The sequence below is a fragment of the Micromonospora sp. NPDC047465 genome, assembly GCF_040643125.1.
In the GTDB taxonomy this organism is placed as follows: domain Bacteria; phylum Actinomycetota; class Actinomycetes; order Mycobacteriales; family Micromonosporaceae; genus Micromonospora.
Genome location: NZ_JBEYTP010000018.1, coordinates 1 through 11,991, shown reverse-complemented (window position 1 = coordinate 11,991; position 11,991 = coordinate 1). Strand labels below are relative to the sequence as shown.

Here is an 11,991-nt window from a genome sequence, read left to right as displayed (position 1 = left end):
GAACAACTACGCCCGGCCGGCCCCCCCGCCCGCCCGCACGCCCCGGGGGGGGGGGGCCCGCCGGCCCGCGCCGCCGTCGGCGTCTCCGCGTACGGCCGGCGAACGGGAGGTGAATGCCACTGTTCCGGCGTCTTCCCCGGGGCGCGCACGGCGTGGCAGGCTACCGGCACGTAGGACCACTGGGCGACCAGCCAACGATGACTGACCGCTAGGAGGACGGGCCGATGGGCGAAATGGTGAGCTTCACCAGCAACGGGGGTACGCGCGAGGGCTATCTCGCGATACCGTCCGGCGGTGCGGCCAGCCCAGCGGTCATCGTCATCCAGGACTGGTGGGGGCTCGTGCCCCACATCACCTCCGTCGCGGACCGGTTCGCCGAGGCCGGGTTCGTGGCCCTCGCCCCGGACTTCCGCCACGGCGGCCCGGCCAGCAAGCCCGACGAGCCGCGCCAGATGCTGAACAGCCCGCAGATGGACGAGGCGGCGGCGGACATCGCCGCCGCGGCGGACTACCTCGCCGGGCGTTCCGAGGTCACCGGCAAGGTCGGCTGCGCGGGCTTCTGCGCCGGCGCGAGCCTGGCCCTGTGGGCGGCCAGCCGCACCGAGCGGATCGTCGCCACCGCCGCCTTCTACCCCAGGCTGCCCTGGGACGGGATGGGCTCCGAGTGGGCCGACTACGCGGGCAAGGCCGCCCTCATCCACTGCTCCGAAGCCGACGGCACCTCCGCCGCCGACGGCGTGCAGACCGTCCGCCGCGCCGTCGAGACCGCCGGCGGCACGTGCCAGACCTACGACTACCCCGGCACCGCGCACGCCTTCTTCAACGAGGACCGGCCGGAGAACTTCGACCAGCGCGCCGCCGCCACCGCCTGGGCGCGCACCCTCGAACTCTTCCGGGCCAAGCTTGGCTGAGCCGCGTACGCCCGACGAGGTGGTCGCCCGCGCCGCGCGGGCGACCGACCTCGCCGACCTCGACGCCGCCGTCAGCGACTGCTTCGCCTGCCCCCGCCTGGTCGAGTGGCGCGAGGAGGTGGCCCGCACGCGCCGGGCGGCCTTCCGCGACCAGGAGTACTGGGGCCGGCCGGTGCCCGGCTTCGGCGCCCCCGACGCGCGCATCGCCATCCTCGGCCTGGCGCCCGCCGCGCACGGCGGGAACCGCACCGGCCGGATCTTCACCGGCGACCGCTCCGGCGACGTGCTCTTCGCCGCGCTGCACCGCGCCGGGCTGGCCAACCAGCCGACGAGCGTCGCCGCCGACGACGGTCTGTCCCTGCGGGACACCCGCATCTTCGCCGCCGTGCGCTGCGCGCCGCCGGACAACAAGCCCACCCCGGGCGAGCGGGACACCTGCGCGCCGTGGCTGCACCGCGAGGTCGCGCTGATCCGGCCCACCCTGCGGGTCGTGGTCGCGCTGGGCGCCTTCGCCTGGTCCGCGTGGTGGCCGGCGCTGCGTCAGGTGTACGGCCAGCGCCCGCCCGCCCCGCGACCGGCGTTCGGTCATGGGGCACACTGGTCCGGCACGGCCGCACCGGAGCTGCTGGGCTGCTACCACGTCAGCCAGCAGAACACCTTCACCGGACGGCTGACACCAGGGATGCTGGACGACGTGTTCGCCCGGGCGAAGCAGTTGGCCGGGGTGGACTGAGCACGCGGGGGCGGTGGCGATGACGGACGGAACGCGTCGGCCCGCGACGCACCCCCCGGCGGCCCGGAGGTAGCCCCGGATGGATCTGAGCGTGCTACGCAGGTGGTGGCCGGTCGCCGCGGTCGGCGTCCTGCTCGCCGTCGCCGCGTTGGCGTCCGCCAACTCGTCGATCGGCGCCAGCCGGATCCCGCCCGCCGCCGACAACCTCCCCTACGTGCCGGAATACCCGACCGTCGAGCCGGCCGCGTCGATCCCCGTCGAGCCCCGGGACGCCGGCGAGGCCACCCAGGCGAGCATCCCGCCGTGGCTCGGCACGGTCGCCCTCGTGCTGCTGGGGTCGGCCCTCCTCGCCGCGTTCGGCTACCTCGCCTGGACGCTGGTCCGGGGCGCGATGCGCCGCACCACCAGGGCGCTGCCGCGGCAGCGGAACCGGCGTACGGCCGAGGGCACCGCCCGCGAGGTGGCCGCCGCCCTCGACGCCGGCCTGGTGGAGCTGGACGACGCGGACGCCGACCCGCGCGCCGCGGTCATCGCCTGCTGGGTACGCCTCGAAGAGGCCGCGGCCGGCGCCGGTGTGCCCCGGCTGGCCGGGGACACCCCCACCGACCTGGTCACCCGCCTACTGCGGGGCGACCCGTCGGCGGGGGTGCCGGCGATCGTCAGCGCCGACGTGCTGGCCGAGTTCGCGCACGTCTACCGCGAGGCCCGGTACGCCACCCGGCCCGTCGACGAGCGCACCCGCGACCAGGCCCGTGCGGCGCTGCGCCGGCTGCGGGCCGAGCTGACCGCCGTGGTCGACGGCGACGCCGGAGTGCCGACGTGACCGGGTCGTGGCGGGCGCGCGCCCCGCGTGATGAGGTGGCGCGGTGAGCAGCACCAGCATCGACGACCTGCTGAGCTTCGAGGAGGAACGGCCGGGGCGCGCCGGCCGGTCCCGGGGCGGGCGGGCCGGCCGGGTGTTCCGCGCCCTGGCCGGCATCGCGGCGGTCGTGGTGGTGCTGGTCGCCGGCCTGCGCGTGGTGGGGCTCCAGGTCTCCCTGCTGGTCCTGGTCGCCGGGGTGCTCGCGCTGTTCGTGGTGCGCCGGGTCGTCGCTGCCCTCGCGCCCCCGCCCCCGTCCCGGGCCGGTGCCCGGGTCCCGGCCGGCGACGACGACGGCACGTGGAACTGGGGCGCCCGGGACGCGCTGCGCACCGCGATCAACGGCTGGGAGCGCCCGCTGGACTGGTGCGGGAGCAGCCAGGAGCGGTTCGCCGCGCGGGTCCTGCCGCGGCTCGGCGAACTGGCCGACGAGCGGCTGCGTCAGCGTCACGGCCTGACCCGGGAGTCGGACCCGGCCCGCGCCCGCGCCCTGCTGGGCGACCAGCTCTGGACCTTCCTCAGCACGCCCTCCCGCCGCCCCCCGTCGCCGCGCGACCTCGCGGCGATCGTCGCCGAACTGGAGAAGATATGAACGACGTGGACCGCAGCATGCCCGCCGCGGAGGTCGGCCACCTCGCCCGGTCGGTGCTGGAGGCGGTCGGTCAGGTCGTGGTCGGCAAGCGGGACGCGCTGGAACTGGTCCTCGCCGGCATCCTGGCCGGCGGGCACGTGCTGCTGGAGGACCTGCCGGGGCTGGGCAAGACGCTGACGGCGCGCTCCTTCGCGCAGGCGCTCGGGCTGGACTTCCGCCGGCTCCAGTTCACTCCCGACCTGCTGCCGGCCGACGTCACCGGCTCGTTCCTCTACGACCAGCGCAGCGGCGACTTCGCGTTCCGGGCGGGCCCGGTCTTCACCAACCTGCTCCTCGCCGACGAGATCAACCGGACCCCGCCGAAGACCCAGTCGGCCCTGCTGGAGGCGATGCAGGAGAAGCAGGTCTCGGTCGAGGGCGTCACCTACCGGCTGGACGAGCCGTTCCACGTGCTGGCCACGGCCAACCCCATCGAGTACGAGGGCACCTACCCGCTGCCCGAGGCGCAGCTCGACCGGTTCCTCCTCCGGGTCTCCTTCGGCTACCCCGAGCACGAGGAGGAGTGGGAGGTGCTGCGCCGGCGGATGGCCCGCCGCCGCGAGGAGGCGGACATCAAGCCCGTGGTCGACGCGGCCACCCTGCGCGCCATGCAGGCCGCGCTGGAGGACGTGGTGGTCGAGGACTCCGTCGGCCGCTACATCGTCGCGCTGACCGCCGCCACCCGGGAGCACCCGTCGGTGCTGGTGGGCGCCTCGCCGCGCGGCTCGCTGGCGCTGCTGCTGCTGGCCCGGGTGCGGGCCGTGATGGCCGGCCGCGACTACGTGGTGCCGGAGGACGTCAAGGAGGTCGCGGCGCCCGCGCTGGCGCACCGGATCACGCTGCGTCCGGAGATGTGGCTGCGCCGCGTCGACCCGTCCTTCGTGGTCGGCGAGGTGCTGGAGGCGACCCCGGCGCCGGCCAGCGGGGCGCTGCCCAGCTACGCCGCCGGCCGGCCCGGGCACTGATGGTCGCGCCCGCCGTGCCGCCCCTCGCCGAGTCGCCGGAGCAGGGGCCGCAGCCCACGACCGGCTGGGTGCCCACCTGGGCGCTCGGCCGGGCGGTGCTGCTCACCGGCCTGCTGCTGATCGCGGGGGTGCTGCTCGGCCGGGTCGACCTGATCGTGCTGGCCGCCCCGTTCGCGATCGGCACCGCGTACGCGCTGCGCCGCCGGCCGGCCGCCCTGCCGCAGGTCTGGATCTCCGCCGACGAGGGGCACCTGGTCGAGGGCGGCGAGCTGACCGGCACGGTCAGCGTCGGCAACCCGGACGTGCTCGACTACGACGTGGCGGTGGTCCGCAGCCGGGTCTCGCCGTGGCTGCGGGTGGAGCGGGCCACGATCGCCGGGGCGGTGGCCGCGTCCGGCGCCCCCTCGGCCGTCGTACCGTCCGTCGCCGACCGGCCCTTCGTGACCGCCGTCCCGACCGACGCGGCCGTCGACCTGGAACTGGCCGGCACGGCGTTGCGCTGGGGCCGGCACCCGGTCGGCCCGGCCGGCGCCCGGGTCGCCGCCGCGCAGGGCCTGCTGGTCTCCCGCGCGGTGGTCACCGAGCCGGCCCGGGTCCGGGTCTACCCGAGGACCGAGCCGTTCGACGCGGTCGAGGCGATGCCCCGGGCCGCCGGCCTGGTCGGGGCGCACCACTCGCGCCGGCCCGGCGAGGGCGGGGAGCTGGCCGGTGTGCGGGTCTTCGCCCCGGGCGACCGGCTGCGCCGGATCGACTGGCGCGTGTCGCTGCGCGCCCGGCAACTGCACGTCGCGGCCACCCTCTCCGACCGGGACGCCGAGGTGGTGGTGCTGCTCGACGTGCTCGCCGAGGCGGGCCGCTCCGGCGGCGTGTCCGGCGCCGCCTCCGTGCTGGACACCACGGTCCGGGCCGCCGCCGCGATCGCCGAGCACTACCTGCACCGCGGCGACCGGGTGTCGATGCTGGAGTACGGCCCGGCCGCCCGCCGGCTGCGCCCGGCCACCGGCCGCCGGCAGTACCTGACCGTCCTGGAGTGGCTGCTCGACGTGCGCGCCGAGCCCTCCCCGCACGAGCCGTACGACCAGGTCTTCGGGCCGCAGTTGCTCTCCGCGGACGCGCTGGTGGTGGTCCTCACCCCGCTGCTGGACGAGCGGTCGGCGCCGATGCTGGCCCGGCTGGCCCGTTCGGGGCGGTTCGTCGTCGCGGTGGACACCCTGCCGGCCGACCTCGCCCCGCCGAAGGACCGGGGCTGGGCCGAGGTGGCGTACCGGCTGTGGCGGCTGGACCGGGACACCATGATCGGGCAGTTGCGGGAGCACGGCGTGCCGGTGGTGCGCTGGGCCGGCGCGGGCAGCCTCGACCAGGTGCTGCGGGACGTGGCGCGGCTGGCCACCGCCCCGAGGGTGGGGGCCCGATGAATCCGGTCATCGAGCGGGTCCGGGCGGTGCGGTACGCGGCCGCCCGGGTCAGCCTGACGCCGCTGCTGGTCCGCGCCGGCATCTTCCTCACCACGCTGGTCGGGCTGGTGGTGGCGTACCCGTCGCAGGTGCTCCTCGGCCGGCCGCTGCTCGCCCTGGTCGTGGTGGCGCTGCTGCCGGCGCTCGGGCCGCGCCGGGTCTGGCCGACCTTCGCCGCGCTGGTCACGGTCGGCGGCTGGCTGGTCGCCACCGACGGGTACGGCCGGCCGATCGCGCTCTGGCGGCTGCTCACCGTGGCGGCCGTGCTCTACCTCACGCACACCCTCTGCGCGCTGGCCGCCGTCCTGCCGTACGACGCGGTGGTCGACCCGGACGTGATCGTGCGCTGGCTCGCGCGGGCCGGCACGGTGCTGTTGGGGGCCTTCGTGCTCGGCGTCCTCCTCGTGGAGGTCGGCGGCCTCGGCGACGGCGCCGGATCCCAACTCGCGACCGCGGCCGGACTGTTGGCGGCGGTGGCGTTGACAGCGTTGCTGGGGTGGCTGCTGCGCCGCCGTTAACCTGCCGGTAACCGCAGTTGCGCAGGTCACAGGGGTTGTGCTCCGTCACAGAAGAGGGGCGCGATCGGGATTAGCCGGGCCGCGCCGGGAAAGATAGATGACGTGAATCCGAAGCGGATCCTTGTGGTGGGTGCCGGGCACGTTGGTCTCTACGCGGCCCTGCGCCTGTCGAAGAAGCTCAGCTCCCGTGAGGCTGAGGTCATCGTGGTGGACCCTCAGCCCCACATGACCTACCAGCCCTTCCTGCCCGAGGCGGCGGCCGGCAACATCTCGCCCCGGCACTCCGTGGTGCCGCTGCGACGGGAGTTGCGGCGGTGCAAGGTGGTGGCGGGCACCGTGACGCGGATCGACCACGACCGCAAGACCGCCGTCGTGCAGCCGATCAGCGGCCCGACCCGGGAGATCCCGTACGACCACGTCGTCGTCGCCCCCGGCTCGGTCTCGCGGACGCTGCCGATCCCCGGCCTGCACGAGCACGGCATCGGCTTCAAGACCATCGGTGAGGCCATCTACCTGCGCAACCACGTGCTGGACCGGCTCGACGTGGCCGCCGTCACGCCGGACCCGGAGGTCCGTCGGTCCGCGCTGACCTTCACCTTCGTCGGCGGCGGCTATGCCGGCATCGAGGCGCTCGCCGAGATGGAGGACATGGCCCGGGACGCGCTGAGGTACTACCCGGAGCTCAAGCCCGAGGACATGCGCTGGGTGCTGGTCGAGGCGACCCAGCGGGTGCTGCCGGAGGTCGACCGGGACATGGGTGCCTACACGGTCCAGCAGCTGCTCAAGCGGAACATGGACATCCGGCTGGACACCCGCCTGGAGTCCTGCGTCGACGGGGTGGTGAAGCTCTCCGACGGCGACAGCTTCCGCTCCGACACCATCGTCTGGACGGCCGGCGTCAAGCCGTCCCCGATGCTGGACGCGACGGACTTCCCCCGCGACGAGCGGCGCCGGGTCACCTGCCTGCCGACCCTCCAGATCGTCGACGGCGACCGGGCGGTCGAGGGCGCCTGGAGCGCCGGTGACTGCGCGGCGGTGCCGGACCTGACCAAGGAGCCGGGCAACTACTGCTCGCCGAGCGCCCAGCACGCGGTCCGCCAGGCCGCCCGGATGGCCGACAACATCGCCAACGTGGTGCGCGGCCGGGAGCCGGTGGAGTACAAGCACAAGCACGCCGGCAGCGTGGCCAGCCTCGGCCTGCACAAGGGCGTCGCCCAGGTGTACGGGATCAAGATGACCGGCTGGCCGGCCTGGTTCATGCACCGGACGTACCACATGAGCCGGATCCCGTCGTTCAACCGGAAGGTCCGGGTCGTGGTCGACTGGTCCCTGGCGTTCTTCCTCAAGCGTGAGGTGGTAGCCCTGGGCCAGCTGCACGATCCGCGCGAGGAGTTCGCCGAGGCGTCCCAGCCCGTCGCCGCCGTCCGGTCCTGACCGAGCAGGACAGCAGGCCCCCTCCGCTCGCGCGGAGGGGGCCTGCTGTCTGTGTGGGCGGGTTCCCGCCGCCGCGGCGGGCGGGCGCACGCCGGTCAGACCCGCCAGATCCAGGCGTCGGCGATCCGGGTCGACGGCCCGTAGAGCTGCTCCAGCGTGCCGCGCAGGCTGTCGGCGTGCGGGGTGTCGACGGCCAGCGCGACGCAGGAGGCACCCCAGAAGTCGGCGTCCTTCGCGGCCTGCCGCCGCTGCTGGTCCCCGATCACCGGCTGCCCGCCGCGTTTGGCGACCTCGGTCAGCAGGGCGGACGTGGGCAGCTTGTAGGTGCCCATCGCCGCCGTGCCGTCCCGGCCGTACGGGCCGATGAAGAAGCCCTCCGGCATGCCGAACGCGGCGTCGGCGGCGGTGGCCCAGCGCATCGGCCACGGCTCCTGCGGCGTGGCGAGCGGCACCGGCACCAGCACCCCGCCCGGCTCGACGCACTGCCGCCAGTGGCCGGCCGTGACGAACTCCGGCACCGGCGGGCGCGCGGCGGTGGGCAGCGGGGCGGGCAGCAGCGGCAGCAGCGCCACGCCGACCGCCGCCGGGACCAGCCGCCGGGCCCGGCCCGTGCCGCGCAGCGCCCGGTCGGCCGCGAGCACCAGCAGCGTGGCGATCAGCGGGAGCGCCGCGAGGGCGAACCGCATCGGCAGCGCGCCGTCCACCACGGGCAGCCCGGAGAGCAGTGTGTACGGCCCCGGCACGGCGGTGCGCTCGCCGTCGAGCACCACCCGGGGGCCGAGCGACAGGGCCCCCATCGCCAGCGCCCCGACCACGCACGCGACGGCCAGCGGGCGGCGACCCAGCCAGACCGCGCAGCCGGTGGTGACCAGCAGCAGGGGCCACCCGAGGAAGGTGTTGTACTCGGCCGGGCCGGTGGTCAGCCGGGCGGCCTCGTCGCTGCCGACCACCGACAGCGGCGACACCGTCCACCAACTGCGCAGGTCTGCCGAGAAGTAGTGCGGGCTGAACATGCCGTCCGCGACGCCCTGCGGCCCGGCGAACTGGAACCACAGCGGCCAGGCCAGCACGAGCAGGGCCAGCCCGGCGGCGAGCACCATCCCGGCGGCGAAGCCGGGCAGGGCGCGGCGGGCCAGGCCAGGGTCCGTCACGGCGTACGTGACCGCCATCACCAGCAGCGTCAGCGCGCAGAGGAAGAGCACCTCCTCGCCGATGAAGACCTGCGCCGTGACCGCCGCCGCCAGCCCGACGGCGGAGCTGACGATCCGCCGGTGGTCCGGCCGGCCGGCGAGGGCCTGCCGCCGGTCGACGGCGTCCCCGGCGGCGGCGCGGGCCGCGGGGTCAGGGCCGGTGGTGGCCCGGCCGGCGGGGTCGGCGGCGCGCAGCAGCCGGACCACCAGCCAGACGATCACCGGTACCAGCCACTGGGCGGTCATGTGCAGGTGGCTGTTGGTCTGCGAGACCATGCCCGGGCTGAAGCCGCAAAGGGCGGCGCCCAGCGCGGCGGCGACCCGGTGGGCGCCCAGCGTCCGGGTGAAGAGCAGATACCAGGCGACGGCGGTGCCGGCCAGGTTCGCCAGCGCCAGCAGCGCGAAGGTGACCGGCGCCCCGAGCAGCAGGGTGACCGGGGCGAGGAGGATCCCCAGCGCGATGACCGTGGTGTTGGTCATCAGGTTCACCCCGTCCGGCGCGTTGAGCCGGTCGGTGAGCAGGTCGAAGTCGCCGAGCAGCGCCCGCGCGTCGACGGCGAGGAACCACTCGTAGAGGGCCTGGTCCGCCGGGTTCAGCGCGAGGACCCGGGCCGCCGGGTCGGGCCAGAGCCCGTGGGTGAGCCAGCCGGCCAGCGCGACGAAGAGGAGCCCGACCGTGACGCCCGTCCGGTGCCGGGAAACCGTGGTCAGCAGGCGGGCCGGCGAGAGCCGGCGCGGCAGCCGGCCGGCGGCGAGGACGGCCTGGTCAGGGGCGGCGTCGGGGGCCGTGGGGGCTGCGCTGCTCACGGCTTCGACCCTAGTGTGACCCGGGCGTCGGGGTACGCCGGGTCGCCGCCGACCGGCTACCGTGACACTGCACCAGGCGTGTCGACGCGCCCGGTGCCACCCGCCCGGGTGGTGGAACGGCAGACACGGCCGCCTTAAAAGCGGCTGCCGCAAGGCGTGCGGGTTCGACCCCCGCCCCGGGCACCCCCACCACTCTCAGCATCCGCTCAGCTTGGCGATCACCACGCGGCTGCCCTGGGCGTTTACTCTTGAGGGGCACGTTCACGTGCAACGACCCCCTGAGGGAGGCCTGACAGTGAAGACTTCGAACCCGGTGCTCGCCCGGCTCGGCCAGGCGGCCGAGCGGGAGCGTTCCGCCGGGTACGCCCCGACCGGGCCCTATGGACAGCCCGGCTACCCCCAGCAGTACCCGACGGAGGCCGGCTACCCGGCGGCTCCGCCGGCCGTCAACACCATGTCGGTCGACGACGTGGTGGTCAAGACCGTCACCCTCCTCGGCATCCTCGGCGTCTCCGCCGCGGCCGCCTGGGTGCTGGTGCCGGACGCCCTGCTCGGTGCCGCCTGGATCGGCGCGGCGGTGGTCGGCCTGGTGCTCGGCCTGATCATCTCGTTCTCCCGGATGGCGAACCCGGCGCTGGTGGTCGCGTACGCCGTCGTCGAGGGCGTCTTCGTCGGCATGGTGAGCAAGTTCTTCGACTCGCTCTACGACGGCATCGTGCTCCAGGCGGTGACCGCCACCTTCGGCGTCTTCTTCGTGATGGCGATGCTCTACAAGGCGAAGGTCATCCGGGCGACCCCGAAGTTCGTCAAGGGCATGATCGCCGTGATGGCGGGCCTCTTCGCCGTCATGCTGATCAACCTCGTGCTGGCGCTCTTCGACATCAACACCGGCCTGCGCGACGGCAGCCCGCTGGCGATCGGCTTCAGCCTGGTCTGCATCGTGGTCGCCTCGCTGAGCTTCGTGCTCAGCTTCAAGGAGATCGAGGACGGCGTCCGGATGGGCCTGCCGCAGCGCTACTCCTGGGTCGCCGCCTTCGGCATCCTGGTGAGCCTGGTCTGGCTCTACATCGAGATCCTGCGCCTGCTGAGCTACTTCCAGGGCGACGACTGACCGTCGCCTGCGACCGACCGGCGCCCGTCCCCGCTGCCGCGGGGGCGGGCGCCGTCGTTTCCGCGCCCGCGCCGGTCCCGGCGTTTCGCGCCGCCGCCCGGCCGCCCGGGGCAGAGTGACTGCGTGGGGGTACGCCGAGCAGGGAGGCGACGTGCGCAGCAGCAACCCGGTGCTCACCCGGTTCGACGAGACCGCCCGGGTGCAGAGCCGGGTGCTGGGCGTCGGCGACCCGGAGGCGATGACCGTCGACGACGTGGTGGCCCGTACGGTCGGGCTGCTGCTGCTCACCGGGGCCACCGGCGCCGCGGCCTGGGTGCTCGTGCCGCCGGCGGCATGGCTCCCCGCCGCGCTGGCCGGCACCGCGCTGGCCGGGATCGCGCTGGTCGTCGTCATCTCCTGGCGCGGCATCACCAACCCGGTGCCGATGGTCGGCTACGCGCTGCTCCAGGGGCTGCTGCTCGGGGTGGCCAGCCGGACCTTCGAGCTGGTCCACCCGGGCATCGTCGTCCAGGCGGTCACGGGCACCTTCGGGGTCTTCCTCGGCATGGCGCTGCTCTACCGGGCCCGCCTCGTCCGGGCCACGCCGCGGCTGGCCCGGCTGGTCGCCGGTACGCTGTTCGGGATCGTCGTGCTCAGCGTGGTGAACCTGCTGGCGTACCTGGTCTCCGGCCGGCAGGGCCTGGAGGTCTACGGACTGACCGACGAGGTCGGCTGGCTGCCGTACGCCTTCTCGGTGGTGGCGATCGTCGCCGGCGCGTTCAGCTTTGTCCTCGACTTCGACCTGGTCGAGCGCTCGGTACGTGACGGCCTGCCCCGCCGCTACGCCTGGCTCTGCGCGTTCGGCCTGCTGACCGGCCTGGTCTTCCTCTACTGGCAGCTCCTGCGCCTGCTCGGCTACCTGCGCCGCTGACCCGGCCGCCACCCCGCCCGCCCCGCGCCGGCGGGGTGGGTTCGTAGACTCGGGCGGTGAGCGCAGGGGAGCTGAGCCGGGCGGTGGAGCTGCTGGTCCGTCAGGTCGGGCACTGGCAGCAGCCGCGCTGGTCGGCCACGGCCGCCGGCGGCAACGTGTCGCGTGCCGACCTGGTGCACCGGCTGGTGCAGGAGGTCGCCAACCTGGCCGCCGACGCCGAGGGCGAGCTCCGGCGGGTGGTGCCCCGGCTCGACAACGACCTCGCGCTGCCCGACCAGCTCCGGGTGGTGGCCGCCGACCTGGTGGCCGCGGCCCCGCCGCCCGAGGCGCTGGCGCGGGCCGCCGCCGAGGTGACGGCGACCCGCGACGCGCTCTAGTGCCGCATCAGGCAACGTTTGCCCTGTCGTGACGTGACGCGCCGTCCGGATGCTGGTCCGGACGGCGCGGTGTCGCCAGGCTGTCCGGGTG

General features: G+C 75.0%; 12 protein-coding genes and 1 tRNA gene. 12 read left to right on the top strand and 1 reads right to left on the bottom strand.

The window, feature by feature from the left end:
* Window positions 1-224 precede the first annotated feature (224 nt).
* The 8 genes from ABZ793_RS17840 (at window position 225) to ABZ793_RS17805 (ending at window position 7,505) form a co-directional block, all read left to right on the top strand.
* The gene (locus tag ABZ793_RS17840; RefSeq protein ID WP_357458218.1) at window positions 225-911 is read left to right on the top strand and encodes a dienelactone hydrolase family protein; all 687 of its coding nucleotides are present in this window, start codon (window positions 225-227) and stop codon (window positions 909-911) included.
* Between the two features lie 19 nt (window positions 912-930).
* Entirely contained in the window at window positions 931-1,644 is a 714-nt protein-coding gene (locus ABZ793_RS17835) for a uracil-DNA glycosylase (protein ID WP_357458494.1), read from the top strand.
* Window positions 1,645-1,723: 79 nt separating this feature from the next.
* Window positions 1,724-2,467, top strand: coding sequence for a DUF4129 domain-containing protein (locus tag ABZ793_RS17830; RefSeq protein ID WP_357458215.1), 744 nt, complete (start codon window positions 1,724-1,726; stop codon window positions 2,465-2,467).
* 43 nt (window positions 2,468-2,510) lie between these two features.
* Entirely contained in the window at window positions 2,511-3,095 is a 585-nt protein-coding gene (locus ABZ793_RS17825; protein WP_357458212.1) for a hypothetical protein, read from the top strand.
* Entirely contained in the window at window positions 3,092-4,099 is a 1,008-nt protein-coding gene (locus ABZ793_RS17820; RefSeq protein WP_350703340.1) for a MoxR family ATPase, read from the top strand. Before ABZ793_RS17825 ends, ABZ793_RS17820 begins: the two co-directional genes overlap by 4 nt.
* The gene (locus ABZ793_RS17815) at window positions 4,099-5,514 is read left to right on the top strand and encodes a DUF58 domain-containing protein (protein ID WP_357458209.1); all 1,416 of its coding nucleotides are present in this window, start codon (window positions 4,099-4,101) and stop codon (window positions 5,512-5,514) included. Before ABZ793_RS17820 ends, ABZ793_RS17815 begins: the two co-directional genes overlap by 1 nt.
* The gene (locus ABZ793_RS17810; protein ID WP_357458206.1) at window positions 5,511-6,071 is read left to right on the top strand and encodes a hypothetical protein; all 561 of its coding nucleotides are present in this window, start codon (window positions 5,511-5,513) and stop codon (window positions 6,069-6,071) included. Before ABZ793_RS17815 ends, ABZ793_RS17810 begins: the two co-directional genes overlap by 4 nt.
* A gap of 102 nt (window positions 6,072-6,173) precedes the next feature.
* Window positions 6,174-7,505, top strand: a complete 1,332-nt coding sequence (locus ABZ793_RS17805; protein WP_357458203.1) for an NAD(P)/FAD-dependent oxidoreductase — start codon at window positions 6,174-6,176, stop codon at window positions 7,503-7,505.
* Window positions 7,506-7,600: 95 nt separating this feature from the next.
* Here the strand turns inward: ABZ793_RS17805 and ABZ793_RS17800 are convergent, their stop codons facing one another.
* Entirely contained in the window at window positions 7,601-9,502 is a 1,902-nt protein-coding gene (locus ABZ793_RS17800; RefSeq protein WP_357458201.1) for a hypothetical protein, read from the bottom strand.
* A 102-nt stretch (window positions 9,503-9,604) separates the two neighbouring features.
* Here ABZ793_RS17800 and ABZ793_RS17795 point away from each other — a divergent pair.
* From ABZ793_RS17795 to ABZ793_RS17780, 4 genes are all read left to right on the top strand, one after another.
* Window positions 9,605-9,685, top strand: a tRNA-Leu gene (locus ABZ793_RS17795).
* Window positions 9,686-9,797: 112 nt separating this feature from the next.
* Window positions 9,798-10,613, top strand: coding sequence for a Bax inhibitor-1/YccA family protein (locus ABZ793_RS17790; protein ID WP_350703331.1), 816 nt, complete (start codon window positions 9,798-9,800; stop codon window positions 10,611-10,613).
* A gap of 151 nt (window positions 10,614-10,764) precedes the next feature.
* On the top strand, window positions 10,765-11,523 hold the full coding sequence (locus tag ABZ793_RS17785; RefSeq protein ID WP_357458199.1) for a Bax inhibitor-1/YccA family protein: 759 nt from the start codon (window positions 10,765-10,767) through the stop codon (window positions 11,521-11,523).
* A gap of 56 nt (window positions 11,524-11,579) precedes the next feature.
* Complete coding sequence (locus ABZ793_RS17780; protein ID WP_357458196.1) at window positions 11,580-11,900, top strand: hypothetical protein; 321 nt, start codon at window positions 11,580-11,582, stop codon at window positions 11,898-11,900.
* The last annotated feature ends 91 nt before the right edge of the window (window positions 11,901-11,991 follow it).